The sequence below is a fragment of the Streptomyces sp. T12 genome (genome assembly GCF_028736035.1).
In the GTDB taxonomy this organism is placed as follows: domain Bacteria; phylum Actinomycetota; class Actinomycetes; order Streptomycetales; family Streptomycetaceae; genus Streptomyces.
This window is the reverse complement of record NZ_CP117866.1, coordinates 5,790,757-5,816,015: the sequence shown is the minus strand read 5'-3', so window position 1 is coordinate 5,816,015 and position 25,259 is coordinate 5,790,757. Positions and strand designations below refer to the sequence as shown.

Genomic DNA, 25,259 nt, shown 5'->3' with positions numbered 1-25,259 from the left:
CCACCCCGCCGTCGCATTCCACCCCGCCGGCGCGCACAGCCGTACGATCCACTACACGGCAGGAACTGATCAGGAAGGACCCAGGCGTGATCATTTTCGGTACCAAGGGCTACCTCTACCAGCTGGCGATACTCACGCTGGTGTGCGGCCACTGCGGGAACCCCTCCGCGCACACACTCAGGAAGCGCGTCACGAAGTTCACGCTGTTCTTCGTGCCGCTGTTCCCGATCTCGACGAAGTACGCGACGCAGTGCACCTTCTGCGGCGCCGAGCAGAAGGTGACCAAGGAGCAGGCGGAGCAGCTCCAGACGCAGGCCGTCGCCGGCGGCGGTCACGGCGGTCAGCAGCAGTACGGGCAGCCGCAGCAGCCGTACCAGTCCTGACCCCTGCGCGGTTACGACCTCGGCTGCTTGGGCCCGTTCACCGTGTCAGCGGCATGCCGGGGGCCGGGCCGCGACGAGAACTGGCCGACGAGCTCGCGAAAGCAGACCAGGGCGGTGATCGGCGGAATTCCGACGACCACCATCGCGAGCAGAGAATGCGGCGACTGGCCGATGCACAGAGCCACCGCCGTGCCGGAGGAAACGAGCATGACAGCCCAGGACCGGCGAGCGGTTCGGCGCTGAACGGATGCTCGCAGAATGGAAAGCCCTGCCAGCAGCCACGGCCCGTACACCGTCAACGGCCACCAATGGGCCAGCTTCGGGGAGACCACGAGCAGCGCAATGGAACGCAGCTGATCGTACGAATACGAAATTGACCAGGTGAGCATCGTGCCCGCACACAGGGTGATGAGTGTGACCAGGACCGCGACGGTGATGATCTTCGGGTTTCTGGGAAGGACGTGAGCGCTGGGCTGAGGCCGCCGTCGATGGACCGGGCGGGGCAGGGGCCGGTCACTGTCCGGCGAGGGTGGGGCGGGAGCCGGAGCAGGAGCAGGATCCAGGCCCTGCGCCGACAGCCCCGGAATCGTCAGGCCCTGCGTCGTGTTCAGCATCTGGGCCAGCTCTTCGTCCAGATCCCAGCCGCCCGACGACGAGATCGTCGAATCAGGGACGTGCCAGAGGTTCTGCATGTCGAGCTGCTGCGTGTAATGAGGCTGTTCGTCGACCGCCTCGTAGTCGGTGCGCATTCCTAGAACCTCTCCCCCTCCATCGCCGCCCGAAGATATTCACTCTCCATACGGCTGATGGTTCTGAGAAAGTCATCGAGCAGATCAGAGCAGTGCGTGATGCCTTCCGCAGCGGTCTGATCAACTGCCTGCCGCAAGCGGAACGGATGATCCTCATCTACATGTGTTTCCCGCCAAGTCACGCCACATCAACGAGCGCCACGCCGTGCAGGACATCTGGCATTCGGGGGAATATCCGTCAACGGTGATTATCTGGAATATCCAACGACAGGGCCCGGACGATGAAATTCGGAATATGTGTGATGCGCTGTTATTGATATCCGGCAGTTCGGTTCCGGCGGGCCACGGCGAGGGCGGGGCCGGTGGCGAGGAGGACGGCAAGGGCGGCGTAGCCCCAGGTGAGGGTGGCCGCCGAGGCGACGGCGGCGACCAGCAGCGGGCCGCCCGCGTCGCCGAGTTCGCGGCCCAGTTCGGCGGAGCCCATGGTCTGGCCGAGCCGCTCGGCAGGGGTGGAGGCGGCCAGGGCGGCGAAGCCGAGCGGGGTGATCAGGCCGGTGCCGATGCCGATCAGGACGGCGGCGAGGAGGACGCCCGCCAGGCCGGGCAGCATCGCGCAGGCCAGCCCCGCCGCCGTGATCAGCAGCCCGGCGGTCAGGCCGGCTCGGGCGGTGAGGCGGCCGTCGTCCAGGGCCCGCCCGGCCTTCGGCTGTACGACGGCCGCGCAGGCCGCCAGCACCGACACCGCGGCGCCGGTCGCGACCGTGCCGAGCCCGGCGGTGGCGCCGGAGACCGGCAGGAAGCCGACGCCGACGGAGAGCGCGGCGGTGGCGCCGGCCAGGGCGGCCGTGGGCCGCAGGAAGGCCGGGTCGGCCAGGCGCCGGGCCAGGTCCAGTACCGTCTGCCGCTGCTTGGGCAGCGGGGGTACGTGCGGGACGGCGAGCGCGGCCCAGAGTGCGACCGCCGCGCCGAGCACCGCCAGCACCGTGAACAGCAGCCGCAGGCCACCGGCCCAGACCAGGACGCCGCCGAGCAGCGGGCCCAGGGTGTAGCCGATGGACTTGTAGAAGCCGTAACCGCCGAACGCCCGCCCGTGCTTGGCCGCCGGGTTCAGCCGGGCGACCAGTGCGGACGCGGACGGCGAGAACGCGGAGGCCGCGGCGCCCTGACCGAGACGGGCGGCCCAGAGCCAGCCGGGGCTGTCGGCGACGACGTACGCGGCGGAGGCCACGGCGAACGCGACGAGGCCGCCGAGCAGCACGGGACGCGCCCCGATCCGGTCGGCGAGCGTGCCGAAGAGCGGTTTGAGCACCACCTCGGCCCCGTCGTACAGGGCGAGCAGGCCGCCGAGGACGAGGAGGGAGGTCACGGCGTCCTCGGAGTACCCACCGAGGTTGGCGGCGATGCCGTGCGCACCGAAGGCGGTGGTGAATCCGGCGGCGTAGAGGGGCCACATCTGGGACGCGGGGGCGGGGGCTGGGGCGGGGGCGGCTTGCCGGTCGGGCGTTGCGGTCATCTGTCCTCGCCGTCCTTGGGGGCTGGGTTGGCGGGGGCTCTGCCCAGCTCACGCTCGAACTTGCCGCAGTCGGCGAGGAACTCGCCCCAGTCCGCGGAGCGGGCAGCCGTGAACATCGCCCGCAACCGCCACCCGTCCTGCGCCCCACGCCCGGTCGCCGCCGACGACACCGCCTCGCCCCGGCCCGCACACAGGAGAACGTAGCAACCGTCGCATCCGCCACGGTAGGAGGCGGCCGGGCAGGAGCCCTCGCGTGCGCGCTAGCGTGGTGATCATGGCGGACTGGGGCATTCGGCAGGCATCGGTGGCGGACGTCGAGGCGGTGGCCGAGTTGCGTGCCGTGGTGCTGCGGGCGGATCTGCAACGGCTCGGCCGGTACGACGAGCAGCGGGTGCGGCAGCGGCTGCGGGACGGCTTCGATCCGTCCCACACCTGGGTGATAGAGGTGGGCGGTGCGTTCGCCGGCTGTGTGGCGCTGCGACCGGCCGAGGACGCCCACTGGCTGGAGCACTTCTATCTGGCCCCGCACCTTCAGGGCAGCGGCATCGGCTCGGGCGTGCTGCGCGAGCTGCTGGAGCGGTGCGACCGCCGCGGCGTCCTCGTCCGGTTGAACGTGCTGCGGGGCAGCGCGGCCCGACGGCTGTACGAGCGGCACGGGTTCACCGTCGAGACCGAGGACCCGGTGGACGTGTTCATGGTGCGTGAGCGGGGCTGATGGGCGGCAACGGGGCCGAGCAGTGGTGCCGTCAGGTCAGTTCCCACATCGCGAAGATGTACAGCGCCGCCTCGATCTGTGCCTTGGTGCGGTCGTCGGGCTCTCCTGCGAACCTGACGAAGACCACGCTGGATCCCGGGTCGGCCGCGACGAACAGGGTCAGCGGCACCCGGCCCGACAACGGGCAGTCGTACCAGTCGGACCGCTCGACGTCCGTCCCCGGCAGGGCGGTCTCGACGGCCTGCCAGTCCGAGTCGTCGAACTCGTATCCCGCGAACCCGGCGACCGATTCACACAACGGCCGCAGATTGACGTCGATGATCCAGCCGCCGTCGAACGCGCTGTCAGGATCCGGAGCAGTCATCTGTGAGCGCCCTCAGGAGAGCCAGTCGGCGTAGCGCGTGGGGGCGAGTCGGGCGTCCTTGTCGGTGAGGACGTCGCCCTGGACGGCGGCGAACATGCCGGCGGTGGGGTCGGTGACGACCGTACGGCTGTCGCCCTTGTGGGACAGGGTGATCCGGCCCAGCTCGTCCAGGGGGAAGATCTCGGGGCCGCCGATGTTGCGGATGCCGTTCAGCGGGGCGCCCGCGGCGACCTCCGTCACCGCCTGGGCCACGTCCGCGGCGGCGATGGGCTGGATCGGCGTGGCGGGCAACCGGACGGTGTCGCCGTCGGCGGTCCAGGACAGCACGGCGTCCATGAACTCCATGAACTGCGTCGCCCGGACGATCGAGTAGGGGATCGGCCCGGCCGCGAGGATCTCCTCCTGGAGCGTCTTGGCCCGGTAGTAGTCCAGCTCCGGCACCTGGTCCACGCCGACGATCGAGAGGACGACGAAGTGGCCGACGCCCCCCTTCCGGGCCGCGGCCAGCAGGTTCTCCATCGAGGTCTGGAAGAAGGCCGGGGAGGCGTCGTCGAAGGTCGGGGAGTTCGTCAGGTTGACGACGACGTCCGCTCCCGCCACCGCCTCGTCCAGTCCCTGGCCGGTGATGACGTCGACTCCGGTGGACTGCGAGTGCGGTACCGCCTCGTGCCCGGCGGCGTTCAGATTCCTGACGACTTGCGACCCGATGAGTCCGGTACCGCCGATGACCGCGAACTTCATGACATGCCTTTCGTCGGTGGGATATCCGCAATGTGGCATATGAACCACCGCATGGGTGCGGCATCCACCACCAAACTCGGACACGCTCTATCCGAGACTATACTCGGACATCACCTGTCCGAGTCAACCGGTCGGGAGGAGAGAGCCTGGTGGAGAGCCTGGTGGAGAGCCTGACGGCGGGGCCCGGCCACGGGAGAGCCTCGCGGGAGAGCCTGATTAGAGTGGTCGAGTGAAGATGTCCGGCGGAGTCGAGTGGGCCCTGCATTGCTGCGTCGTGCTCACGTCGGTCGACGAGCCCGTCCCGGCGACCAAGCTGGCGGAGCTGCACGACGTGTCGCCGAGCTACCTGGCCAAACAGCTCCAGGCCCTCTCCCGGGCCGGGCTCGTCCGCTCGGTCCAGGGCAAGGCGGGCGGCTACGTGCTCACCCGGGAGGCCGCCTCGATCACCGTGCTCGACGTGGTCGAAGCGGTCGACGGCCCCGGCCCTGCGTTCACCTGCACGGAGATCCGCCAGCGCGGCCCGCTGGCCACCCCGGCCGAGGCGTGCACCACGCCTTGCCCCATCGCCCGAGCGATGGCCGGGGCGGACGCGGCCTGGCGAGAAGCGCTGCGGGCCGTCTCGATCGCCGACCTGGTCCAGGACGTCGGCGCCACGTCCGGCCCCGCCGCACTGCCCCGCGTCGGCGCGTGGCTGACCACGGCGTCGCAGGGCTGAGAGCGCGGGCGGAGACCGAGGTAGTAGCTGGGAGCAGCTGGTAGTAGCCAGTACCTACTGGTAGTGGCTACTACCTAGGAGCTACGGCCCGTACCGGACGCGAAGCCCAGCCACGTGTGGCGGTTGCCCCACCAACACCAGCCGACCTTCGGGGCGTTGCGCCGCTCGCGGCCGTCGCGGCCAGTGCCGTTGCTGATCCAGATCGCCGGGGTACGGGCGTCCAGGGCGCCGTTCGTCTTGCGCAGCCGGGAGCCGATGGTCATGAAGCAGCGGTTGCGCTCAAGGATCGGCGGCTGCTGGAGCACCCAGTGGATGCCTTCGGTGAGCAGCAGCGGGGTGCGGTCCTCTTGGGCCAGGGCGGGCAGCGCCTCTTCCGGGCTCCAGTTGGCCATGCGGTCGCCGCGGTCGAGGCCGGTGACGACGTAGAGCGGGGCGTCGGAGGCGTCGGGCAGCTCGACGGTGTCGGGCGCGAAACCGTCGACGTCGGGCATGTCGACGACCACGAAACCGGGCTTGCCGTCGTGACGGAGCAGCGGGGCGAGGGCGGACGCGGGGGCGCGGTCCGGATGGACGGCGAGCAGCGTGTCGCCGCCTCCGCCACCGGCGTCCTGCGCGAAGGTGCGCAGCTCGTCGGCGGGTATCCCCGCGAGCTCGTGCACCCCGAGCTCGATCAGGCGCTCTGCCTGGGTGGTGAGCGGCGGGAGCGAGGTCACGGTGGCGTGGGACGAACTGTCGGTCACAGGACTCCTCGGTTCACGGTTCGCGGTTCGCGGTTCGCGGTTCGCGGTTCGCGGTTCGCGGTTCGCGGTTCGCGGTTCGCGGTTCGCGGTTCGCGGTTCGCGGCAGCGGGTGGACCTGAGGTCAACGGGTCGTTCTGCCGGAATGTTCCCGTTGGCCACACCCGCACATCACTCATCCCGGCACAGGGACTGTCGCCCCCTCTCGAACGCGTGCATGATTACCCAGTTGTTGACCCTGGTGCTGGCGAGGTGAGCGGTGCGCGCGCGAAGAAGCGGGAAGTGTACGGCGGCCAGGACCAGCACGCTCGGCACTCTCGGCGCCGTCGGCATCCTCGCCCTGGCCGCCTGCGGCCCCACCCAGCACAGCGACAACGCCGAGCCGACTCCGCACACTTCCGTCCAGATAGCCGACGCCCCCGCCCGACTCCCCGTCCCCCACGGCAAGGGCAGCAAGACCGCCGACGACTTCAACGGCGACGGCCACCGCGACCTCGTCCTCAACGACCTGGTCAAGTCCCAGGCCCACGCCGACGACCCGGGCATCGGCATCGTCTACGGCGGCGAGCGCGGACTCACCCCGGGCGCACGGCAGTTGCTCAGCCCGCAGCGGCAGGCGGCCCCGACGAAGGGCCAACTCCCCGCCGTCTTCGACGCGGAGGCGACCTGCGACCTGAACGGCGACGGCTTCACGGACCTGGTCATCTCCACCGACCCGCCCTACGACGGCCAGGGCCAACCCCCGGTCCCTCTCCAACTCCTCTTCGGCTCCCCGAACGGCCTCACCGGCAAGGCGGTCAAACTCACCATCCCCGCCGCCGCCCGCGCCGGCAACGACTGGCCCGACCAGCCGGTGTGCGGCGACTTCGACGGCGACGGCGCGCAGGACCTGGTCGTCCACGCGTCGGACGTCCAACTGTCCTTCCTCCAGGGCCCGTTCACCCGCAAGGGCAAGCCCAAGGCAGCAGCCGCCCCCATCCCGGCACCCGGCAACGCCCCCACGGGCCCGGCGGCCGACGTCGACCGCGACGGATACGACGACCTGGTGGTCCGTACGGCACAGGGCACAGGAAAATCAGCGGTGGTCCTCGGCGGCCCGGCCGGACCCACCCGCACCGGAGTCGTCCTCCCCGCCGGCATCGACGTAGCCCTCGGCGCCTTCGGCAAGGGCAAGGGCGCCCTCGACGCGGCGATCGGCACGATGGACGGAACATCCCTGCGCTACGACCTCCCGGCAACGGCCGCACGCGGAACCCTCGCAGTCCCCGGCTCCGTGCTCGACGCCGCCGACTTCGACGGCGACGGGCTGAGCGAACTCGTCTCCAGCGGCTCGCAGTTGCGTGTCTTCCGAGGCCGTACGACAGGGATCGCGGCGGCGGGCATGGTGACCGTGCAGCCGCCCGCACAGGGCACCACGCGCGTCGTGGCGGTCGGCGACTACGACGGGGACGGGCGGGCGGACCTGGTGGTGCGGACGTTCGCCGGCGAGACGAAGGACACGGTGGCCGTGTACCCGGGGACGGCGCGGGAGGAGGGACTGGTGGCGGCAAAGCCGTCGGTCAGGTTCTCCAGCTCGGAGTTCCTGGCGCGGTAGCCCCCGCCGAACACATGTACAACCATGTCCCCCCATTGGATGCCCCATGGCACACCTGTCCGGTGAACTAAGACATCCACTTGGCTCATTCGTTCGAGTCGAATCCCTCGAACGAGTTATGTGCAGTCAATTCTGCGATGCGTGATCAAGAAACTCAGACGAGCCGCCACCGCGGCCGCACTCCTCCTCGCGCCCCTCGCAGCACCCGCACCGGCTCATGCACATGACCGCGCCCTGGAGACCTCCACGCTCCCGATGGCGGCCTCCGTCCACCTCCTCCCGCTCGCGGCAGAGGTGCGGGACGGCTACCAGCGCACGAGCTTCAAGCACTGGAACGCGGGCCAGAACCCCACCGACGGCTGCAACACCCGAGCGGAGGTGCTGCTCGCCGAGGCGGTCGAACGCCCCCAGGTCCTCCCCGGCTGCAAGCTCTCCGGAGGCCGCTGGTGGTCGTACTACGACGCCAAGTGGCTCACCTCGGCCTCCGCCCTGGACGTCGACCACATGGTTCCGCTCGCCGAGGCCTGGGACTCCGGAGCATCCCAATGGACCGCCCAGCGGCGTGAGGCATACGCCAACGACCTCGCCGTCCACCCCTCCCTCGTCGCCGTCTCCGCGGCCTCGAACCGCAGCAAGGCCGACCAGGACCCGGCCCAATGGCTGCCGCCGGCCGTCGAGGTCACGTGCCGCTACACCTCGGAGTGGATCGCGACCAAGCTCCGCTGGGGACTGACCGCCGACGCCGCCGAACTCGAAGCACTCACCCAGCTCGCGGAAGCGTGCCCCAGCACGACCGTGACCTACCAACCCGCGGCGTAGAGCCCAGAGCTCGGGAAGCCCGTGCCGCGCGCCGGGACTGGCTGACCATCCGCTCTCCCCACGCCGGAGCGCCCTCGCGGCTCAACCACGAGGGCGCTCCTGGGGGTCCCTGGACCCGGGACTCGGGACCCGCCGGTTACTGCCTCCAGGCCCAGTGCAGGCGGTCCAGCCCGCTCTGGTTGTTCAGCTGCAGGCTGAGGTTGGTGCCCGTGCCCTGGAGGGTGGTGAGGGAGTAGGTGTCTCCGCTGCGCAGGCCGGGCCAGTAGACCGAGCCGAGGCCCAGTTCACGGATGGTGTCGGTCGCCGCCTGGATGTAGGCGATCTCGCTGGAGCCGTTGATCGGCCCGGTGTAGTTCAGGCCGGAGGTCATGGTGGCGCCGAACTCATCCAGGATGGTGCGCGAAGCGCAGTCGCCGATACGCGCCTTGAAGTCCTGCTTCCACTGGTCGGAGCTGGTCCAGTCGGTGTGCCAGAAGCCGTAGTTGTGCAGGGCCAGCCGCGTGCCGTTCAGCCGGCTGTCGGCGCACACGGGCTTGACGTCCTCGCTGTACTTGACCCCTCCGACGAGGATCCGGTCGCGGGGCACGGCACGGTGGGTCGTCACCCAGCGGGCGGCGATGTCGCGCCACTCCTGGGAGGTGTAGCCGAACGGCTCGTTCATCGGCTCGAAGTACACCCGGGAGTTGCCCACGTAGGCGGAGGTGATCCGCGCCCACATCTGGTCGTAGGCGGCCTGGTTGTCGATCTTGCCGTCCTTGGCGTTGTCGGCCTCCCAGTAGCCCAGGATGACCTTGAACCCCTTGTCGGTGGCGGCGTCGATCGCTCCCTTGTACGACTTCCAGAAGGGGCCGTTGACGGAGGTCGGGTTGACCGGCAGCCGGACCGTGTTGGCCCCCAGCTTGGCGAACCCGCCGATGATCGCCTTGGACTTGGCGTAGGTGGTGGCGTAGCTGTCGGAGGTCGACAGCCCCGAAGGCACGACGGCGTCATCGGCGTAGTTGTCGCGCGGATCCGCCCAGTTGACCCCGTGGAAGTCACTGACGGGGATCACGGCCGCCGCGCCGGACGTGGCGGAGGCGGACGCGGGGGAGGCGAGTGCTCCCCCGAACGCCGTGGCGCAGGCCAGCAATGCACCGAGGCAAGCTGTCCGGCGGTGGTTCTTTCGTGACACGGCGTCCCCTTCTGATCGGTTGCGTTCGCGAAAACTCGCAGACACGGTCGATGGCTGGATAGCTCCCGCAAACTAGAAGATGATCCGAACAGAGGTCAACACATCTGCACACAAAGTTTCAACATGAATCTCGACGACCGCGCCAGGACCGTCGACGTCGACGGTCCTGGCGCGGGTATGGAGTCCCCAGATGTCTCAGGACTGGGGGGCGTATGAGCGGGATCCTTGATCAACTACCCACGCTGCTGGGCGTAGTGGTGGGTGGCCTGATGTCCTATGTGGTGGGGGCACTCGCCGAACGCAGCCGTTGGCGCAGGCAGCAGGAGATCCGCTGGGACAGCCAGCTCCTGCAGGCGTACAGCGAATACGGGTACGCGGTGAAGGAGTGCGCTACGCGCTACCAACGGCTTGCCGCCCACCGCGGACTCACCAACCATCCGGCACCTGTGGAACCGACCGAGGCGGAGTTGGAGCAAGCCGCGAATGCCGAAGGCCGTCGGGCGGCCATGGTGGAGGGCCTCACTCTCCTGACCAACGCTGCGACCGCTGAGGCGGTGCAAAAGCTCAACAGGTGTGTGTGGCACCTTGAGTGGCTCGCTCGTGGTCAGTTGGCAGGCACCCCCTCATCGTGGGCTCTGGCTTTCAACGACTACCGAGCTGCCCGGGCCGAGTTCTACCAGCATGCTCGGCGGAGCCTGCAGATAGCCGAGCTGGGTCCCGTGCGCGAGGCGCCTTGGCCTCCGCCGTGGCGGCCTGCTCAGGAGCCTTCTGATCCGTAGCTCTACAGAACTGCACGATTCCGGGAAGCGGAACGGCAACCTGCACCCGCCGCGCCGCTACCACCTGGGGCTCCAGCGCGTCTTCTACATGTCCGCCCTGCCGAGCGTGCGCTACGACCCCAACTCCCGGACGTATGACGACCACAAGCGCGCCGAGCACAAACGCCATATGCCATTCCCAGGCCGTGTTCGCCCTTGCCCGCCGCAGAGTCAACGTCCTGTGGGCCCTGATCCCGGACGGCCGCTTCTACGAAGTCGCTCCGCCCAAGCCCACCGGCTGGTTCGGGCGATCATCAGACCGCCACAACCAGCGCAGGGCATCGGGGAGCAGGACACCACCGTGGTTGGGGCTGTGGCCGCCATCACCCAGGACGAGGCGGAAGTCGTATCCGGCTTCTGCGAGCGCTGCCGCGACCCGCAAGTTGTCGGCGAGCCAGTTCGCCTCGGGCTCGTTCCAGCGCAGGTCACGATGGCCCGCCTGCAGGAAAATCCGCAGCGGCTTGCGGGGAACGCGGGGAATGACTTCGGGGTACGGGTTGCCGTCCGGCATCTGCGCGAAGCTGGACAGGTACCCGATGACGCGGCGGAACTTGTCCGGGCGCAGCCACGCCGCGGTAAAGGCGCAGTTGCCGCCGCTACTGCCACCGCAGATGCCCCACTGATCGGGGTCCTCGGCGATCGAGTAGTGCTTCCTGACCTCGGGGATGATCTCGTTCAGGAGGAAGCCGACATACGAGTCGTCGTATGCGTCGTACTCGGTGTTGCGGTTCTTCGGATCCTCAGCGTCGGGGAAGACGCCGGGATCGACGAACACGCCGATGGTCACCGGGATGTCCCCGCGGTGGACGAGGTTGTCCAGGACTATCGCGCCGCGGACCTCCCCACCGGGGTCCAGGTACCACCATCCGTCCTGGAACACCATCAGCGACGCCGGCTCGGCGGGGTCGTACCGCGCGGGCACATGGACCCAGAACTTCCGTGACGTGCCCGGGTAGATCGCGCTGTCGTTCCAGTCGAACTCGATCGTCTTCCCGACAGGTACGCCCGGTTGTAGAGCCGAGTCGGGGCCGTGGGCGTAGCGAACGTCCGACTGGTCAACCGGAATTGGCTGGTAGGGCACCTCGATCGTCACCCGGGCCAACCTAGGAGAGATCGCGAACCGTCTCAAAGGGGTTTAGGGCCTATCCCAGACGGCCTGACTTCTCCATTGGGAAGCCACCTGAGCATCCCAATGAGCATCCCAACTGGCCACGATAAGCTCTCGCCTCGCGTCCTGTGCGGCAAAGCGCTGGCGCCGAGTCTTGTGCGAACGGGGCCGTAATGAGAAGAGGCTGCTTACCCTGGGTGGTGATCGGGTTTCTGATCATCCTTACCTATGGGGCGTACACGGTCCTGCAGGAGGAGGACGACGGGTGTGGCGCGTGTGTGGAAGGGCCGCCCATGCGCGCGCAGGAAGCCTACGTCGAAGAGATTGAGCTGGCGCGCCAGGACCTATATGAGGTCGCCGTTGTCCATACGAACCCGCTGGTCCTGGATCTCAGAGCGGACACGCGACCCCGCGAGTTCAAAGTCACGATCCCGCATGGACGGGTCCGGCCCCGGGCCGGTGAGTCGCAGTCCGTGGTGGACGCGGGTGCGCAGATCGGAATGAAGCTCCGTTGCTCGGGTGGCGGCGTGCGGTGCGCGCCGCTGTCGTCGGAGCGACAGAACGTCCTCTCCAAGGGCGACCAGGCCACCTGGGTGTGGGAGGTGAGCGCCCAGCGTCCAGGGCTGATCAGCATGGCTCTCACCATGACCTCCTACTTCCGCGACAGCGACACTGTGCTCGCCGAGAGACCGCCCTTGACATGGCAGGTCGACGTGAATGCACCGCCGGCCAGTGACAGCGGCTGGTCTTCCTGGGCCAAGGATCTGTGGCAACGGGTGACCAGCGCAGTCAACGGGTTGGGCGGGCTGGCCGTATCCGTCAGCGCCATCGCTGCCGTGATTGCCATGGTGGTGCGCCGCAGGCTTCCATCTGGCGACGCGGATGCCTCGGGGGATACGGAGCCTGTGGGCGACGACCGCCGACGACAGTGAGCACGACTGTGTGGGCCCATGAGCAGGGTGCTTGTCGGCTGTCCGAACGAGTGTCGTGTGCGCCAGTGCTGGCATGCCTCCCGCAGTGAACAGGTGATCCACGACCAACCGTTGGGTCAAGCAGACATACTCGATCGCCACCGGGTCGCGGAGCGGACAGTAAACGTCAGCGGGAGATTGAGGTTCTCAGCTTGGGAAGCTGAGGCGACTCGTAGCGGTTCACTGGCTGAGCTGCGGCAGGGCAGTGCTGGCGCTTGGCGGGCGGCGGGCTGGTTCCCCGGTGTTCCCCGTGAGCCCAGGCCCGTTCTGGCACGAGAGTGGCACGGTCCTACGGTGGCGGTGAGGCAACTGACTCTTGTCGCACCCGGGCGGGGCTTTCGCTGTCCGGCCTGGAGTTCACTAGGCGCATGACAGTCGGTTCAGAGCAGCACCCCTTGAGAAGTGCGATCTCTGCCCTCAGCGATGCTGTCCCCGGAGATCTTCGACGGTCTCCCCTCGGCTGGGCTGGCGTACGGGCGTGGGAAGCCGCTCACGGCATCGAGCTACCAGAGCCCTACCGTACGTTCGCCGCGGAGGTTTCCAACGGTTCGTCGGAGGGTGCATCCATGGCTCACCGGCTCCTTCCGTTGGGAAACCTGCCTGAGAACTGGCAGAGCTGGAAGGCCGATTGTTGGCTCAGCCCCGAACCATTCGATGGAACGACTGAGCGCAATTTCACCGAGCCGTTCCCGCTGGCGGAGGAGTGGCAGTGGGAGTACGACTACTACGACCACGATGAGCACTCACCTCTACTCCACGGCATCTACCAGAACGGCTCGGTTCTCCTGGGTGGCAACCGCGACTGCGAGTTCTGGGTACTCGTGGTCACGGGGTCTCAGCGAGGCCGGGTCTGGTGGCTAGGGGATGGATGCGCGGCTCCGTACGCGGATGTGGGGCAGGAAAACGAGCCTGAGGCCGACTTCGTGGCCTGGTTCCAGGAGTGGCAAGCCGACCGAGGCTGGTGGTCCGAGCACGTCGACGGGTAGGTCTCATCGGGCGGTTGCCTGATCTGATCGGCCGAAGGGCCTGCTCTGCCCCGGTCCGCGTACAGGCGCCGGGGCTTGCGGCGGGGCCGTCCTCGCAGGCCCCGGACCGGTGGGACCGAGTCCAGCAGCGGCATGAGCTGGGTGACGTCGTGGCGGTTGCCGCCGGTGAGTGTGACGGCAGGCGGGGTCCCGTGGCGGTCGACGATCAGATGGTGTTTGGAGCCGGCACGAGCGCGGTCGACAGGTGAGGGGCCGACGTGATCCCCCCTTGAGGGCCCGGACGTGCGACCCGTCCACGGCACAGTCGTCCAGGTCCAGCCGGCCGGCGCCTCGCAACTCGGCCAGCAGGGCCGCGTGCAGACGCGGCCAGACGCCGGCATTGGTCCAGTCCCGCAGCCGGCGCCACGCCGTCATCCCGGAGCAACCTACGGTCTCCGTCGGGACGTTGCGCCATGCGACACCACTCCGCAGCACGTACACATGACGCCAGCGAGCGCCGTCCGGTCGGGAACACGCAGGCGACCGGGACAGCGGTAACTGCGTTCGGGAGCACGCGGCAACAGTGAAGCCACCCGCTCCCACAGGTCGTCCGGAACGAGATCAATACGCACTTGGACCGGATCAGCTCAGTTGTGGTGGGACCCAGGTGTGGTGCCGCAGGATCATGCGCGTTGCGGCGCGGGAGGGGGTCAGCCGCATTGCCGTGTTCCGCAGGGCGACGGCCAGTGGGTGGGAGAGCTGCTGACCCATCCGCCCTGCCTGCCGGGCGGCCCGCGCGACGGCCTGGCTGCGCGGTCGGCGCTCGGCGTCGTAGCGGGCGAGTGCGGCCTCGACGGTGGGCTCGGTGGCGAGCGCGGCGGCCAGGGTGACCGCGTCCTCCAGTGCCTGGCAGGCGCCTTGTCCGAGATTGGGGGTCATCGCGTGTGCCGCATCGCCGAGCAGCGCGGTCCGGCCGACCGTGTATGAGGGGAGCGGCGTGCGGAGTTCGTTCACGTCGTGGTGCAGCACGGCGGCGGGCCGGGTCGCGTCGAGCAGGGCGGGGATCGGGTCGTGCCAGGCGTGGAATCGTCTGCGCAGTTCGGCCAGCGGGTCGGCGAACCGCGTCCTGGCGGGGAGGCTGAGGACGGCGTGCCACTCGGCCCGCCCGTCGCGGAAGGCGATGTGCCCGAACTCGGCCCCGTGCCCCCAGGCCAGCTCGAAGTCTGTGCGCAGGTCGACCGCCTGCTCGGTGATGGCGCGCAGCACCGTGGAGCCGCTGTAGACCGGGCCGGGGTGGGCTGGGAAGAGATGGCTGCGCACTGTGCTGCCGACGCCATCGGCCGCCACCACCAGATCGGCATCCAGGACCGTGTCGCCGCAGCGGACTCGAACCGTCCCGGGGCCGAGTTGCTTGACCGAGTCCGCCTCGGAGCCGGTCAGCAGTGACTCGGCGGGCAGGGAGTCGCGAAGCAGTCGGTGCAAGGTGAAGCGGGGGATGCCCATGATCGGCGTGCCCACCGCCTTCTCCAGCGCCGAGCCGTCCATCCTGGCCAGCCAACCACCCTGTGGCGTGCGGGTGCCGCCGCTGTACTGGCCTCGCGAGGCACCCCGGACCACCTCGCCGACGCCGAGTTCGTCCAGTGCCCGCAGGCCGTTGGCTGCCAGCGAGATGCCCGCTCCCGCGTCCTCAAGCATGGCCGCACGCTCGACGACCGTTACTTCCCATCCGATGCGGCGCAGGCCGATCGCCGCAGCCAGCCCGCCGATGCCCCCTCCGACCACCACTGCCGTGTTGCCCATACCGAAGCCCCCATCCCTTCTACACCTGTAGAAGGCGTAAACCCTACCCCGAGGCTCTACAGGTGTAGAAAGGAGCCATGACTTCCGATCGGCGCACCCTCCTCGCGGACGCGGCTCTCGACGTACTCGCCGACGAAGGGATCCGCGGCCTGACCCACCGTGCAGTCGATCGCAAAGCGGCCATGCCGCCCGGCACCACGTCGGCCTACTTCCGCACCCGTGCCGCACTGCTCACCGCACTGGTCACACGCCTGGTCCAAGTCGACCAGGCAGAACTGCAAACGATGGCCGAAGAACTTCCACCCCTGCGCACCGTCGAGGAACTCGTGGACGGCATCGCGCTACTCACCCGGCAGCGACTCACCGGCGAGGGCCGCCGCCGCTCGCTCGCCCGCTACGCCTGCGCCGTCGAGAGCGTGCGCGACCCTGAGCTGCGCGAGATCCTCGTACCTCGCGAGAACGCCGGCCGCGAGGCCGTCCGGCTGTTCCTCACCGCGCATGGGGTGACAGACGTCGAGAATCGCACCCACATCCTGCTGACCTGCATTGACGGACTGGTCTTCGACCAGCTGGTGAACGGCGGCGAAGTACCGCGCGAGGCCCTCGAAGGACTGGTCGGCGCTGCGCTACGTGAAGACCCGGGCGTCCACGGTCCCGCTCGAACCGGCCTGCGGCCTCATCTGCCCGCGCCGCCCACGCCCTCATTCTGAAACGATCAGTCAGGAACGACCGGTCACGCAGTGCGCAGGTGGCGTATGAGGGCCGTGACTTGGGGACGGGAGGCTTCGAGTACGGTCCCGGGATCGTCGCTCTCCCGGAGGAGGACGGCGCCTTGGCGCGCGGCGAGTTCGACGCAGTCGGAGGAGTCACCGCCGCCGGAGAAAGAGGACTTCTGCCAGACGGTGTCCTGTGCCATGTCGGGACCTTTCACATCTGCTGAGCGAGGCGATGGATGAAGTCCCTCGACTCTACGACGCCCAGAGCCACCTCCTCGATCGCGCCGAGGATCGCCCGATACCGGTTGAGCTGCGCCTCCGCGTCCAGCAATGCACCGCCATGGGGCGTGTCCGCGAGGACCGTGTCCAACTGGGGAACAGGACCTCTCGCATACACCAACGGCGTGTCGATCCCAGCGAATCCGTCCACATCGAACGGGACCACGCGGACGGTGACTTGTTGCCGCTCGGACTGCTCCAGGATGTGCAGCAGCTGAGCGCGGGCGACCTTCTCATCAGCCGCTCGGATCCGCAGTGCGGCCTCGTGAACTACGGCCAGGTAGCCGATCCCGCCCAGGACGCCCTGGCGCCGCAGCCGGAAGCGCGTCCGCACGTCGATCTCCTCCGGAGACAGCTTCGGCACCGTTGAGGTGAAGATCGCCCGGATCTGTTCCTCGGTCTGCAACAGCGCAGGAATGAGCACACTCTGGAAGGTCCTCAACTCGAGGGAGTGATGCTCCAGTTCGGCTACGTCCAGGTAGCCCGACGGCACTCGCCCCCGGTACTCCTCCCACCAACCCCGCCCGCGCTCCGTTGCCATGGCCGCCAGGGCGTCGACAAGAGCGGCGTCAGCACACGCGTACCGGCTGGCCCAGTGCCGTACGCGCTCAGCACTCACCCCAACCCGCGCAACCTCCGTCGCGGAGAGCTTGCTCTCGGCGATCCCCAACGTACGGGCCGCCTCCCGGCCGCTGAGCCCTGCCCTCTCTCGGAGTTTGCGCAGCTCAGCGCCAAGCCGCTCCTGGCGAGCCGTGATGACGCTCCGTGCCGGCATATCCCCGTCTCCTTCTGAGAGTTGAGGACCCCAGTATCCCGTTGCGCTTGACGGGGTTCAATTGAACCCCCTACCGTCAGTGACGCACCAACCACTCCCCGGAACGGAAGTGCATCACCGCGCCCTGCCTCCGCGCGGCTGACGGAGCCACCGCCCGGCCCCACACCACAGGGAGAACCATGCCCCCCACCTGGGAATACACCCTCTACATCCCCCACGACCCCCGAGCCGTAGCCATCTCCCGCCGCACCCTCACCGACATCCTCACCACCCACCACCTCCCCACCCTCGTCGAGCCGGCCCAGCTCCTCGCCTCCGAGCTCCTCGGCAACGCCATCAGACACACCAAGGGCCCCGCCGCTCTGAAACTCCGCCAGTCCGGCCCCTCCTTCCGCCTCGGCGCCTGGGACACCGACCCCACACCACCGACCCAAGCCCCCGCAGACGACGAAGCCGGCCGCGGCCTCCAGCTCATCCACGCCTACGCCGACGACTGGGGCTGGTTCCAGGTCAACGGCGCTCAAGGCGGAGAAGGCAAATACGTCTGGTGCGAACTGGACGCCAAGCCACGATGAGCAGAGGAGCAGATGCGCAGACGAGCAGCCCCCAGCGAACCCAAAGATTTACCGAACTCACGTACAACCCTTGAGCCCCACCACCGGTCTCCTGATCGCCGACCGCCACGTGAACCCGAGGACAACTCCCGGCGAACACGAAACGGTCCGCACCCCACCGAACTGCGGATGCCCCGCCAGGCATCCCCGCATGCAGCAGGAGAACCCGCATGCACAAGCACCACCCGCGCCGCACCGCACGACTCGCCCTCGCGACGGCCACCGCGGCCGCGCTCACCGGCGGTCTGCTCTCGTTCGCGGCGTCCACGGCGACCGCCGCCGACTCCACCACCGTCCCGCACGCCGACTTCAACGGCGACGGCATCGGCGACGTGGCCTTCTCCGCCGACGGCGCCTATGTGAGCGGCAAGAAGGAGGCCGGCCAGCTCGTCGTCCTCTACGGCACCGCGACCGGCGTCTCGTCCGCCAAGCGCCACACGATCAGCCAGAACACCACCGGATCGCCCGGTACCGCCGAAGCCGGGGACCACTTCGGCTACGACACCGCCTACGCCGACTTCAACGGCGACGGCTACGACGACATCGCCGTGGGCGCGGCGGGCGAGGACGTCGGCAGCGACGTCGACGGCGGTGGCCTGGCCATCCTGTGGGGCTCCGCCTCCGGCATCACCGGCAAGGGCGTCACGATCGCCGACCCGGCCCCCTCCTCGCACGACCGCTGGGGCAAGAACCTCGCGGCCGGCGACTTCGACGGCGACGGCAAGGCCGACCTGGCCGTCGGCAGCAACAACGCCACCCTCTACGTCTTCAAGGGCGGCTTCAACTCCTCCGGCGTCGCGGGCGGCCGCTACACCATCAAGCCCCCGATCATGGGCTCGGACGCGAACGGCCCGCTGAACCTGAGCGCCGGTGACGTCAACGGCGACGGCCGCACCGACCTGGTCGTCGACGGCTACGAGTACCAGACCGACTACGGCTGGAACCAGAACTACTACATCCCCGGCGCCTCCAGCGGCCTGGCCATGGCCAACATCCAGACCATCAAGCCCGGTGTGATCACCGCGATCGGCGACATCAACGGCGACGGCTTCGGCGACATCGTCAGCGGCGCCCAGTGGAACGCCACCACCAGCGACGGCACCTCCATCCCGGACTCCGCCAAGGGCGGCAAGGTCTGGGTGACGTACGGCACGGTGAACGGCCCCGGCTCGGTCACCGGCATCACCCAGGACACCGGCAACGTCCCCGGCGCCTCGGAGACCAACGACTGGTTCGGCTACGAGCTCGACCTCGGCGACATCAACGGCGACGGCTTCCTCGACCTCGCCATCGGCGTCGCCGGCGAGAACATCGGCAGCGCCGCGAACACCGGCGCCGTCACCGTCCTGTACGGCAGCGCGAGCGGTCTGAACACCTCCGCCGGCGCGCAGTCCTTCGCGCAGAGCACCGCGGGCGTCCCCGGCGACGACGAGGACGACGACATGTTCGGCATCGACCTCAAGCTCGACGACGTCACCGGCGACGGCAAGGCCGACCTGATCGCGGGCTCCGCCGAGAACGACGGCAACGGCGGGGTCACCTACCTGCCCTCCGACGGCTCGAAGATCACCACCACCGGCTCCCGTTCCATCGCCCCGAGCACCTCGGGCGTCTCGACGACGGGCACGCCGTACTTCGGCGCCAACTTCGCGGACTGAGCGCACCGAGACGCCGTACTGCTCGGTCGTACGGCTCGGTCGTACGGCCGGTCGTACAGCTCGACCGGCCGGGCCCGTTCGTCCCCACGGGCCCGGCCCCAGTCCGCCGCCCCCCTTCCCAGGAGCACCACCTTGCGCAAGCGCCCCCTCCTCCTCGCCGCCGCCCTCACCACCGGCCTGCTCACCGCCCTCCCGGCCGCCTCCGCCTCCGCCGCCCCCTCGGGCCTGTCCGGCGACTTCAACGGCGACGGCTACCGCGATGTCGCCATCGCCGCCCCCATCGCCAAGGTCGGCGGCAAGACGGGCGCCGGTTACGTCGCCGTCGTCTACGGCACCGCGAGCGGCCTCGACACCGGCAAGCGGCAGATCATCAGCCAGGCCACCGACGGCATCCCGGGCGTCCCGGAGTCGTACGACTACTTCGGCGACCGTCTGACCACCGGCGACCTGGACGCCGACGGCTACACCGACCTGATCGTGGGCGTGCACGCCGAGCGGATCGGCTCGACCGGCGACTCCGGAGTGCTGACGGTGATCTGGGGCGGCTCCACCGGCCTGAAGACCGCCACAGACATCTCCTCGCCCCTCCCCGAGAACCGCAACGAGCTCGGCTGGTCCATCGCCACCGGCGACTTCGACGGCGACGGGGACACCGACCTGGCGGCCGCGAACATCGCCTACCCGGACCTGAACATCTTCCACGGCCCCATCTCCCGTACCGGCGCGGCCAGTTACGCCGAGTCCATCGGTGCGTCCGCCGAGGCGGGCATGGGCGTCGACAAGATCGTCGCGGGCAGGGTCAACGGCGACGGCGCCACCGACCTCCTCATCATGGGCCAGGAGGACACCGACTCCGGCTACTACCGCACCCGCAGCGCCCTCTTCATCGGCGGGGCGGACGGTCTGCAGCTGCGCGGCGAGCTCGCGGGCGGCTACGACGCGGTGATCGCCGACGTGAACAAGGACGGCTACGGCGACATCGTCACCGGCAACTTCATGGAGAAGTCGCCGGCCGAGCCCGACGGCGGCCTCGGCGGCGCGGTCACGGTGACGTACGGCGCCGACACGGGCCTGTCCACCCGCACCCCGGTCAAGATCACCCAGGACACGACGGGCGTCCCGGGCGCCGCCGAGAAGGGCGACGGCTTCGGCTGGAGCCTCGCGGCGGGCGACACCAACGGCGACGGGTACGCGGACATCGCGGTCGGCATCGAGAACGAGGCCGTCGGCTCGGTCTACAAGGCGGGCTCGTTCGCGGTCCTGCGCGGTTCGGCGTCCGGTCTGACGGGCAGCGGCGCCAAGGTCTTCAGCCAGGACAGCTCGGGTGTCCCCGGTACGGCCGAGCGGCTGGACAACTTCGGCAGCGCGGTCCACCTCACGGACATCGACGGCAACGGCCGCGCGGAGCTCGTCGCGAGCGCGGTGAACGAGAACACCGGTGACGGCGCCGTCTGGCTCTTCAAGTCCAGCACCTCCGGTATCACCGCCACCGGCGCCAGGACCTTCGGCGCCGCCACGGTGGGCGGCCCGGCGGGCGACGCGTACTTCGGCGACGTACTGGCGGGCTGACCCGCGCATTCAGCCCTGGCGGCGTTTCCCCGACCGCTCCCCGACCGCTCCCTGACCGTTCCCTGAGCTGTCCCCCGGCTTCCCTTAGGGGATGTCACAGCTCGGCCGCAAAGCCGGGCCCGAACCGGAGGGCCCGGCACGCGATTCTCCGGGACCAGGTACGTTCGAAGACGTGGCTGGATTCAGGATCGGACGGGGCAGCCGGAACAACGGCACCCCGCAAACGCGCCCCCAACAACCTCCGTACGGGCAGCAGGCGCCCCAGGGACCGTCGTACGGCTATCCCCCGCCGCCGCAGCAGCCGTACGGCGGCTCGGGCGGCGGCGCAGGCGGTTGGCCGCAGGCGAACGGCGGCGCAGGCCACGGCGGTTACGGCGCCGGCGGCCACGGTGGTCAGGGTGGTCACGGCGAGCCGGAGTACTTCGGCGACGGCGGCTACCCGCACGGCCAGGGCGGCGCCCCGGACCCGTACGCGGCGAACAACCCGGGCCACACCCAGGCCTTCTCGGTCGGCGAGGACCCCTACACCCAGGGCGAGACCTACCAGGCGGGCGCGGCCCCGGCCGGCCCGGTCGGCCCCCGACTGCACTGGAAGGCCCTGCTGCGGGGCATCGTCCTCTCCCCCGGCCAGACCTTCCTCCAGATGCGGGACTACACGATGTGGGGCCCCGCCCTCGTCGTGACCTTCCTGTACGGCCTGCTGGCGGTCTTCGGCTTCGACGGCGCGCGGAACGACGCGATCAACGCGACCCTGTCGAACGCGGTCCCGATCGTCCTGACGACGGCCGTGGCGATGGTCCTGTCGTCCTTCGTCCTGGGCGTGGTCACCCACACCCTGGCCCGCCAGCTGGGCGGCGACGGGGCCTGGCAGCCCACGGTCGGCCTGTCCATGCTGATCATGTCCCTGACCGACGCGCCCCGCCTGGTCTTCGCGATGTTCGCCGGCGGCGACGCGACGTTCGTCCAGGCCCTGGGCTGGGCGACGTGGGTGGCGGCGGGCACCCTGCTCACCCTGATGGTCTCCAAGTCCCACGACCTGCCCTGGCCGAAGGCGCTGGGCGCGAGCGCGATCCAGCTGGTCGCGCTGCTGTCGATCGTGAAGCTGGGCACGTTCTAGAGCCCACCGGGTACGTTCCAGATCCCATCGACATACGTAAGGGCCCCCGGCGTCCGCGCCGGGGGCCCTTCGTTTCAAAAAATCTTGGACGACGATGTCGAGAACCCGCACCTGGCTCCGTCCCCGGGGTGAACGCGACCACAATGGGTCGCACCAGACCGAGGAGAACCCCGATGGCCAAGTACCTGCTGCTGAAGCACTACCGCGGCGCTCCGGCTCCGGTGAACAACGTGCCGATGGACCAGTGGACGCCCGAGGAGATCTCGGCGCACATGCAGTACATGAACGACTTCGCGGCCCGGCTCGAGAAGACCGGCGAGTTCGTCGACGGTCAGGCGCTCGCTCCCGAGGGGACGTGGGTCCGGTACGACGGTGAGGGGCGCCCGCCGGTCACCGACGGCCCGTTCGCCGAGACCAAGGACCTCATCGCCGGCTGGATGGTGATCGACGTCGACAGCTACGAGCGCGCGGTCGAACTGGCCGGGGAGCTGTCGGCCGCCCCCGGGGCGGGCGGGAAGCCGATCCACGAGTGGCTCGAGCTGCGCCCGTTCTACGGCGTGTCGCCCACCATCACGGAGTGACCTCTGCGATGAACGAGGTCCTGCTCCGGAGCCTCACGCCCAGCGTGCTCGCCATCCTCGTCCGCCGCGGAGCCGACTTCGCGGCGGCCGAGGACGCCGTGCAGGACGCGCTGGTCGAGGCGGTCCGCGTCTGGCCGGCCGACCCGCCGCGCGACCCGAAGGGCTGGCTGGTCACCGTGGCCTGGCGCAAGTTCCTCGACCAGGCCCGGGCGGACACCGCCCGCCGACGGCGCGAGGACCTCGTCGACGAGGAACCTGCGCCCGGACCCGCACCCGCCGTCGACGACACACTCCAGCTCTACTTCCTGTGCGCCCACCCGTCGCTGACGCCGTCGTCCGCCGTCGCGCTCACCCTGCGTGCCGTCGGCGGACTCACCACCCGCCAGATCGCCCAGGCCTACCTGGTGCCCGAGGCGACCATGGCGCAACGCATCAGCCGGGCCAAGCGCACCGTCTCCGGCGTACGGTTCGACCGGCCCGGCGACGTCGCCACCGTGCTGCGCGTCCTCTACCTGGTCTTCAACGAGGGCTACTCCGGTGACGTCGACCTCGCCGCCGAGGCCATCCGGCTCACCCGGCAGCTCGCGGCCGCGATCGACCACCCCGAGGTGGCGGGGCTGCTCGCCCTCATGCTGCTCCACCACGCCCGGCGCGCGGCCCGGACCGCGCCCGACGGCAGCCTGGTGCCGCTGGCCGAGCAGGACCGCGGCCGCTGGGACACGAAGTTGATCGCCGAGGGCATCGAGATCCTCCAGTCGGCCCTGGCCCGGGACCGGCTGGGCGAGTTCCAGGCCCAGGCCGCCATAGCGGCCCTCCACGCCGACGCGCCCGCCGCCGAGGAGACCGACTGGGTGCAGATCGTCGAGTGGTACGACGAGCTCACGCGCCTGACGGACAGCCCGGTCGTCCGGCTCAACCGCGCGGTAGCCGTCGGCGAGGCCGACGGACCCCGCGCCGGCCTTGCGGCACTCGCGGAGCTGGACGCCTCACTGCCCCGCCACGCGGCAGTGGCGGCGTACCTGCACGAGCGCGACGGCGACCTGACGACGGCGGCACGTCTGTACACCGAGGCGGCCCACAAGGCCCCCAACCTCGCCGAACGCAACCACCTGACCCGCGAGGCCGCCCGCCTCAACGCCCGCCGGCACCACTGACCATGCCCCGGGCGCGGGTCAGAGGGTCAGATGGCTTCCTTGTTCTCCCTGAGCGCCTCTCCCGGCTTCTGCACGGGAGGCAGCACACTCCACGGGAAGTTGATCCACTCATCGGTGCGCTTCCACACGTACTCGCACTTCACGAGGGAGTGGGACTTCTCATAGATCACGGCGGACCGCACCTCGGCGACATGGTCGAGGCAGAAGTCGTGCACGAGCTTCAGCGTCTTGCCGGTGTCGGCGACGTCGTCGGCGATCAGGACCTTCTTGTCGGTGAAGTCGATCGCGTTGGGGACGGGAGCGAGCATGACGGGCATGTCGAGGGTGGTCCCCACGCCCGTATAGAACTCCACGTTCACGAGGTGGAGGTTCTTGCAGTCGAGGGCGTAGGCGAGACCGCCGGCGACGAACACGCCACCGCGGGCGATGCTGAGCACGATGTCCGGCTCGTACCCGTCGTCGGCGATGGTCTGCGCGAGCTCGCGGACGGCGACACCGAACCGCTCGTAGGTCAGATTCTCCCGCACACCCACGGCATCGCTCGTACCGCTGCTCATCTCGCTGCTCATCCCGCCACTCCTACCGCCGCTCACACCTGAGTCCGATGGAAGTTCTTGAAGGACCGGGAGGCGGTCGGCCCGCGCTGCCCCTGGTACCGGGACCCGTACCGCTCGCTCCCGTACGGGAACTCGGCGGGCGAGCTGAGCCGGAACATGCACAGCTGGCCGATCTTCATGCCGGGCCAGAGCTTGATCGGCAGGGTGGCGAGGTTGGAGAGCTCGAGGGTGACATGGCCACTGAACCCCGGGTCGATGAACCCGGCGGTGGAGTGGGTGACCAGCCCGAGCCGCCCGAGCGAGGACTTCCCCTCCAGCCGGGAGGCAAGATCATCGGGGAGCGTGATGACCTCGTACGTAGAGGCCAGAACGAACTCCCCGGGGTGCAGGATGAACGGCTCGTCGCCCTCGGGCTCCACGAGCCGGGTCAGGTCAGCCTGCTCGACGGAGGGGTCGATGTGCGGGTACCGGTGGTTCTCGAACACCCGGAAGTAGCGGTCCAGCCGCACATCGACGCTCGACGGCTGCACCATGGATTCGTCGTAGGGATCGATCCGTACCCGCCCGGCGTCGATCTCGGCCCGGATGTCCTTGTCTGAGAGAAGCACGCCCCGAGGATACGCAAGGCGCGCGGAACGGCCACAATCGTGACCGCCCGCGCGCCCGGCACTGCACCTGCTGTTACTGCTGCGGCACCTGCTCCCGCTGCCGCTCCCGTTACCGTTACCGCTTCTCCAGCGTCACCGGCACCACACTGCGGAGCCGAGCACACCGGGGACACCGGAGGAGCCGGCCCGGGCCGAGTCGCTCGGCCTGCTGCATCGGGAACGAAGTGGTGCTGAACACGTGCCCATCGGCACAACGGACGACGGTGCGCTCCATCAAGTCCTAGAGTCCCTTCCCCAAGAGCCGCGTCGGCTGCTACCTGCCTGACGACGAGAGGCCACATTACGGGATCAAAGGGACGGCCCTCCAGGCGGCACTCCGCCCCCGCCGAGACCCTCTCCCACCCCTCCACCGTACGCCCCAACTCCGTTCCCCCGCAGCCACATCCCGCCCCCCTGAAACGCACTCAG

28 protein-coding genes and 3 pseudogenes are annotated in these 25,259 nt (G+C 69.4%); 16 read left to right on the top strand and 15 right to left on the bottom strand.

Going from position 1 to position 25,259, the window contains the following annotated elements; translation table 11 throughout:
* Positions 1 to 86 precede the first annotated feature (86 nt).
* On the top strand, positions 87 to 383 hold the full coding sequence (locus PBV52_RS26190; RefSeq protein WP_274241453.1) for a zinc-ribbon domain-containing protein: 297 nt from the start codon (positions 87 to 89) through the stop codon (positions 381 to 383).
* Between the two features lie 11 nt (positions 384 to 394).
* Here the strand turns inward: PBV52_RS26190 and PBV52_RS26185 are convergent, their stop codons facing one another.
* The 3 genes from PBV52_RS26185 to PBV52_RS26175 all read right to left on the bottom strand — a co-directional run bounded on the left by PBV52_RS26185 (position 395) and on the right by PBV52_RS26175 (position 2,815).
* A complete protein-coding gene (locus PBV52_RS26185; protein WP_274241452.1) occupies positions 395 to 1,132 on the bottom strand; it encodes a DUF2637 domain-containing protein in 738 nt (245 codons plus the stop codon).
* A gap of 310 nt (positions 1,133 to 1,442) precedes the next feature.
* Positions 1,443 to 2,585 carry an MFS transporter gene (locus PBV52_RS26180; RefSeq protein WP_274249586.1) on the bottom strand — a complete coding sequence of 381 codons (1,143 nt, stop codon included), beginning with the start codon at positions 2,583 to 2,585 and terminating at the stop codon, positions 1,443 to 1,445.
* A 56-nt stretch (positions 2,586 to 2,641) separates the two neighbouring features.
* Positions 2,642 to 2,815 (bottom strand): Chromate resistance protein ChrB, encoded by a 174-nt coding sequence (locus tag PBV52_RS26175; protein ID WP_274241451.1) that lies wholly within the window; start codon positions 2,813 to 2,815, stop codon positions 2,642 to 2,644.
* 104 nt (positions 2,816 to 2,919) lie between these two features.
* Here PBV52_RS26175 and PBV52_RS26170 point away from each other — a divergent pair, with 104 nt between their 5' ends.
* Positions 2,920 to 3,360 (top strand): GNAT family N-acetyltransferase, encoded by a 441-nt coding sequence (locus PBV52_RS26170; RefSeq protein WP_274249584.1) that lies wholly within the window; start codon positions 2,920 to 2,922, stop codon positions 3,358 to 3,360.
* A gap of 31 nt (positions 3,361 to 3,391) precedes the next feature.
* Here the strand turns inward: PBV52_RS26170 and PBV52_RS26165 are convergent, their stop codons facing one another.
* Both PBV52_RS26165 and PBV52_RS26160 read right to left on the bottom strand, forming a co-directional pair.
* On the bottom strand, positions 3,392 to 3,724 hold the full coding sequence (locus tag PBV52_RS26165) for a hypothetical protein (protein ID WP_274241449.1): 333 nt from the start codon (positions 3,722 to 3,724) through the stop codon (positions 3,392 to 3,394).
* 12 nt (positions 3,725 to 3,736) lie between these two features.
* Positions 3,737 to 4,465, bottom strand: a complete 729-nt coding sequence (locus PBV52_RS26160) for an SDR family oxidoreductase (protein WP_274241448.1) — start codon at positions 4,463 to 4,465, stop codon at positions 3,737 to 3,739.
* A gap of 235 nt (positions 4,466 to 4,700) precedes the next feature.
* Here PBV52_RS26160 and PBV52_RS26155 point away from each other — a divergent pair, with 235 nt between their 5' ends.
* On the top strand, positions 4,701 to 5,180 hold the full coding sequence (locus PBV52_RS26155) for an Rrf2 family transcriptional regulator (RefSeq protein ID WP_274249582.1): 480 nt from the start codon (positions 4,701 to 4,703) through the stop codon (positions 5,178 to 5,180).
* A 74-nt stretch (positions 5,181 to 5,254) separates the two neighbouring features.
* On the opposite strand, the gene PBV52_RS26150 is transcribed toward PBV52_RS26155, so the two are convergent.
* Positions 5,255 to 5,920 carry a DUF5701 family protein gene (locus PBV52_RS26150; RefSeq protein WP_274241447.1) on the bottom strand — a complete coding sequence of 222 codons (666 nt, stop codon included), beginning with the start codon at positions 5,918 to 5,920 and terminating at the stop codon, positions 5,255 to 5,257.
* A 256-nt stretch (positions 5,921 to 6,176) separates the two neighbouring features.
* On the opposite strand from PBV52_RS26150, the gene PBV52_RS26145 reads away from it, so the two are divergent.
* Together PBV52_RS26145 and PBV52_RS26140 are read left to right on the top strand one after the other, a co-directional pair.
* A complete protein-coding gene (locus PBV52_RS26145; protein ID WP_373921908.1) occupies positions 6,177 to 7,511 on the top strand; it encodes an FG-GAP repeat domain-containing protein in 1,335 nt (444 codons plus the stop codon).
* Positions 7,512 to 7,652: 141 nt separating this feature from the next.
* Complete coding sequence (locus PBV52_RS26140; protein ID WP_274241444.1) at positions 7,653 to 8,330, top strand: HNH endonuclease family protein; 678 nt, start codon at positions 7,653 to 7,655, stop codon at positions 8,328 to 8,330.
* 136 nt (positions 8,331 to 8,466) lie between these two features.
* Here the strand turns inward: PBV52_RS26140 and PBV52_RS26135 are convergent, their stop codons facing one another.
* Positions 8,467 to 9,501, bottom strand: coding sequence for a glycoside hydrolase family 5 protein (locus tag PBV52_RS26135; RefSeq protein ID WP_274241442.1), 1,035 nt, complete (start codon positions 9,499 to 9,501; stop codon positions 8,467 to 8,469).
* A 212-nt stretch (positions 9,502 to 9,713) separates the two neighbouring features.
* Between PBV52_RS26135 and PBV52_RS26130 the strand changes: the two genes are divergently transcribed.
* Together PBV52_RS26130 and PBV52_RS26125 are read left to right on the top strand one after the other, a co-directional pair.
* Positions 9,714 to 10,280 (top strand): hypothetical protein, encoded by a 567-nt coding sequence (locus PBV52_RS26130; RefSeq protein ID WP_274241441.1) that lies wholly within the window; start codon positions 9,714 to 9,716, stop codon positions 10,278 to 10,280.
* 16 nt (positions 10,281 to 10,296) lie between these two features.
* Positions 10,297 to 10,555, top strand: a pseudogene (locus PBV52_RS26125) (IS110 family transposase); the annotation flags it as partial.
* Here PBV52_RS26125 and PBV52_RS26120 read toward each other — a convergent pair.
* Positions 10,528 to 11,412 carry an esterase family protein gene (locus PBV52_RS26120; RefSeq protein ID WP_274241439.1) on the bottom strand — a complete coding sequence of 295 codons (885 nt, stop codon included), beginning with the start codon at positions 11,410 to 11,412 and terminating at the stop codon, positions 10,528 to 10,530. The pseudogene PBV52_RS26125 and the gene PBV52_RS26120 overlap by 28 nt on opposite strands.
* Before the next feature lie 308 nt (positions 11,413 to 11,720).
* Here PBV52_RS26120 and PBV52_RS26115 point away from each other — a divergent pair, with 308 nt between their 5' ends.
* Both PBV52_RS26115 and PBV52_RS26110 read left to right on the top strand, forming a co-directional pair.
* Positions 11,721 to 12,359 (top strand): hypothetical protein, encoded by a 639-nt coding sequence (locus tag PBV52_RS26115; RefSeq protein ID WP_274241438.1) that lies wholly within the window; start codon positions 11,721 to 11,723, stop codon positions 12,357 to 12,359.
* A gap of 407 nt (positions 12,360 to 12,766) precedes the next feature.
* A complete protein-coding gene (locus PBV52_RS26110) occupies positions 12,767 to 13,384 on the top strand; it encodes a hypothetical protein (protein ID WP_274250025.1) in 618 nt (205 codons plus the stop codon).
* 53 nt (positions 13,385 to 13,437) lie between these two features.
* On the opposite strand, the pseudogene PBV52_RS51830 reads toward PBV52_RS26110, so the two are convergent.
* The 3 genes and pseudogenes from PBV52_RS51830 to PBV52_RS26100 form a co-directional block, all read right to left on the bottom strand.
* Positions 13,438 to 13,764 (bottom strand): annotated as a pseudogene (locus tag PBV52_RS51830) (transposase); the annotation flags it as partial.
* Positions 13,765 to 13,795: 31 nt separating this feature from the next.
* Positions 13,796 to 13,858, bottom strand: a pseudogene (locus PBV52_RS51825) (hypothetical protein); the annotation flags it as partial.
* Between the two features lie 147 nt (positions 13,859 to 14,005).
* Entirely contained in the window at positions 14,006 to 15,163 is a 1,158-nt protein-coding gene (locus PBV52_RS26100) for an FAD-dependent monooxygenase (protein ID WP_274241437.1), read from the bottom strand.
* Between the two features lie 77 nt (positions 15,164 to 15,240).
* Here PBV52_RS26100 and PBV52_RS26095 point away from each other — a divergent pair, with 77 nt between their 5' ends.
* Positions 15,241 to 15,873 (top strand): TetR/AcrR family transcriptional regulator, encoded by a 633-nt coding sequence (locus PBV52_RS26095; protein WP_274241436.1) that lies wholly within the window; start codon positions 15,241 to 15,243, stop codon positions 15,871 to 15,873.
* A gap of 23 nt (positions 15,874 to 15,896) precedes the next feature.
* Here the strand turns inward: PBV52_RS26095 and PBV52_RS26090 are convergent, their stop codons facing one another.
* The gene (locus tag PBV52_RS26090) at positions 15,897 to 16,079 is read right to left on the bottom strand and encodes a DUF397 domain-containing protein (protein ID WP_274241434.1); all 183 of its coding nucleotides are present in this window, start codon (positions 16,077 to 16,079) and stop codon (positions 15,897 to 15,899) included.
* An 11-nt stretch (positions 16,080 to 16,090) separates the two neighbouring features.
* On the bottom strand, positions 16,091 to 16,933 hold the full coding sequence (locus PBV52_RS26085; protein WP_274241433.1) for a Scr1 family TA system antitoxin-like transcriptional regulator: 843 nt from the start codon (positions 16,931 to 16,933) through the stop codon (positions 16,091 to 16,093).
* Between the two features lie 179 nt (positions 16,934 to 17,112).
* On the opposite strand from PBV52_RS26085, the gene PBV52_RS26080 reads away from it, so the two are divergent.
* The 6 genes from PBV52_RS26080 (at position 17,113) to PBV52_RS26055 (ending at position 23,626) form a co-directional block, all read left to right on the top strand.
* Entirely contained in the window at positions 17,113 to 17,508 is a 396-nt protein-coding gene (locus PBV52_RS26080) for an ATP-binding protein (protein WP_274241431.1), read from the top strand.
* 209 nt (positions 17,509 to 17,717) lie between these two features.
* Positions 17,718 to 19,205 (top strand): VCBS repeat-containing protein, encoded by a 1,488-nt coding sequence (locus tag PBV52_RS26075; protein ID WP_274241429.1) that lies wholly within the window; start codon positions 17,718 to 17,720, stop codon positions 19,203 to 19,205.
* A gap of 132 nt (positions 19,206 to 19,337) precedes the next feature.
* Positions 19,338 to 20,774 carry an FG-GAP-like repeat-containing protein gene (locus tag PBV52_RS26070; RefSeq protein WP_274241428.1) on the top strand — a complete coding sequence of 479 codons (1,437 nt, stop codon included), beginning with the start codon at positions 19,338 to 19,340 and terminating at the stop codon, positions 20,772 to 20,774.
* Positions 20,775 to 20,865: 91 nt separating this feature from the next.
* Positions 20,866 to 21,891, top strand: coding sequence for a Yip1 family protein (locus PBV52_RS26065; protein WP_274241427.1), 1,026 nt, complete (start codon positions 20,866 to 20,868; stop codon positions 21,889 to 21,891).
* A gap of 173 nt (positions 21,892 to 22,064) precedes the next feature.
* Complete coding sequence (locus PBV52_RS26060) at positions 22,065 to 22,472, top strand: YciI family protein (protein ID WP_274241426.1); 408 nt, start codon at positions 22,065 to 22,067, stop codon at positions 22,470 to 22,472.
* An 8-nt stretch (positions 22,473 to 22,480) separates the two neighbouring features.
* Positions 22,481 to 23,626 carry an RNA polymerase sigma factor gene (locus PBV52_RS26055; protein ID WP_274249578.1) on the top strand — a complete coding sequence of 382 codons (1,146 nt, stop codon included), beginning with the start codon at positions 22,481 to 22,483 and terminating at the stop codon, positions 23,624 to 23,626.
* Positions 23,627 to 23,652: 26 nt separating this feature from the next.
* Here the strand turns inward: PBV52_RS26055 and PBV52_RS26050 are convergent, their stop codons facing one another.
* Positions 23,653 to 24,195 (bottom strand): phosphoribosyltransferase, encoded by a 543-nt coding sequence (locus PBV52_RS26050; protein WP_274241425.1) that lies wholly within the window; start codon positions 24,193 to 24,195, stop codon positions 23,653 to 23,655.
* Positions 24,196 to 24,215: 20 nt separating this feature from the next.
* Positions 24,216 to 24,791 carry a dCTP deaminase gene (gene dcd / locus PBV52_RS26045; protein WP_274241424.1) on the bottom strand — a complete coding sequence of 192 codons (576 nt, stop codon included), beginning with the start codon at positions 24,789 to 24,791 and terminating at the stop codon, positions 24,216 to 24,218.
* Between the last annotated feature and the right edge of the window lie 468 nt (positions 24,792 to 25,259).

What these genes read in the sequence shown, in the direction of transcription:
- PBV52_RS26185 (WP_274241452.1), bottom strand. Translation starts at nt 1,132, where the DNA reads ATGCGCACCGACTACGAGGCGGTCGACGAACAGCCTCATTACACGCAG.
- PBV52_RS26180 (WP_274249586.1), bottom strand. Translation starts at nt 2,585, where the DNA reads ATGTGGCCCCTCTACGCCGCCGGATTCACCACCGCCTTCGGTGCGCAC.
- PBV52_RS26170 (WP_274249584.1), top strand. Translation starts at nt 2,920, where the DNA reads ATGGCGGACTGGGGCATTCGGCAGGCATCGGTGGCGGACGTCGAGGCG.
- PBV52_RS26165 (WP_274241449.1), bottom strand. Translation starts at nt 3,724, where the DNA reads ATGACTGCTCCGGATCCTGACAGCGCGTTCGACGGCGGCTGGATCATC.
- PBV52_RS26160 (WP_274241448.1), bottom strand. Translation starts at nt 4,465, where the DNA reads ATGAAGTTCGCGGTCATCGGCGGTACCGGACTCATCGGGTCGCAAGTC.
- PBV52_RS26155 (WP_274249582.1), top strand. Translation starts at nt 4,701, where the DNA reads ATGTCCGGCGGAGTCGAGTGGGCCCTGCATTGCTGCGTCGTGCTCACG.
- PBV52_RS26130 (WP_274241441.1), top strand. Translation starts at nt 9,714, where the DNA reads ATGAGCGGGATCCTTGATCAACTACCCACGCTGCTGGGCGTAGTGGTG.
- PBV52_RS26115 (WP_274241438.1), top strand. Translation starts at nt 11,721, where the DNA reads ATGCGCGCGCAGGAAGCCTACGTCGAAGAGATTGAGCTGGCGCGCCAG.
- PBV52_RS26110 (WP_274250025.1), top strand. Translation starts at nt 12,767, where the DNA reads ATGACAGTCGGTTCAGAGCAGCACCCCTTGAGAAGTGCGATCTCTGCC.
- PBV52_RS26100 (WP_274241437.1), bottom strand. Translation starts at nt 15,163, where the DNA reads ATGGGCAACACGGCAGTGGTGGTCGGAGGGGGCATCGGCGGGCTGGCT.
- PBV52_RS26095 (WP_274241436.1), top strand. Translation starts at nt 15,241, where the DNA reads ATGACTTCCGATCGGCGCACCCTCCTCGCGGACGCGGCTCTCGACGTA.
- PBV52_RS26090 (WP_274241434.1), bottom strand. Translation starts at nt 16,079, where the DNA reads ATGGCACAGGACACCGTCTGGCAGAAGTCCTCTTTCTCCGGCGGCGGT.
- PBV52_RS26085 (WP_274241433.1), bottom strand. Translation starts at nt 16,933, where the DNA reads ATGCCGGCACGGAGCGTCATCACGGCTCGCCAGGAGCGGCTTGGCGCT.
- PBV52_RS26080 (WP_274241431.1), top strand. Translation starts at nt 17,113, where the DNA reads ATGCCCCCCACCTGGGAATACACCCTCTACATCCCCCACGACCCCCGA.
- PBV52_RS26075 (WP_274241429.1), top strand. Translation starts at nt 17,718, where the DNA reads ATGCACAAGCACCACCCGCGCCGCACCGCACGACTCGCCCTCGCGACG.
- PBV52_RS26065 (WP_274241427.1), top strand. Translation starts at nt 20,866, where the DNA reads ATGTCACAGCTCGGCCGCAAAGCCGGGCCCGAACCGGAGGGCCCGGCA.
- PBV52_RS26060 (WP_274241426.1), top strand. Translation starts at nt 22,065, where the DNA reads ATGGCCAAGTACCTGCTGCTGAAGCACTACCGCGGCGCTCCGGCTCCG.
- PBV52_RS26055 (WP_274249578.1), top strand. Translation starts at nt 22,481, where the DNA reads ATGAACGAGGTCCTGCTCCGGAGCCTCACGCCCAGCGTGCTCGCCATC.
- PBV52_RS26050 (WP_274241425.1), bottom strand. Translation starts at nt 24,195, where the DNA reads ATGAGCAGCGAGATGAGCAGCGGTACGAGCGATGCCGTGGGTGTGCGG.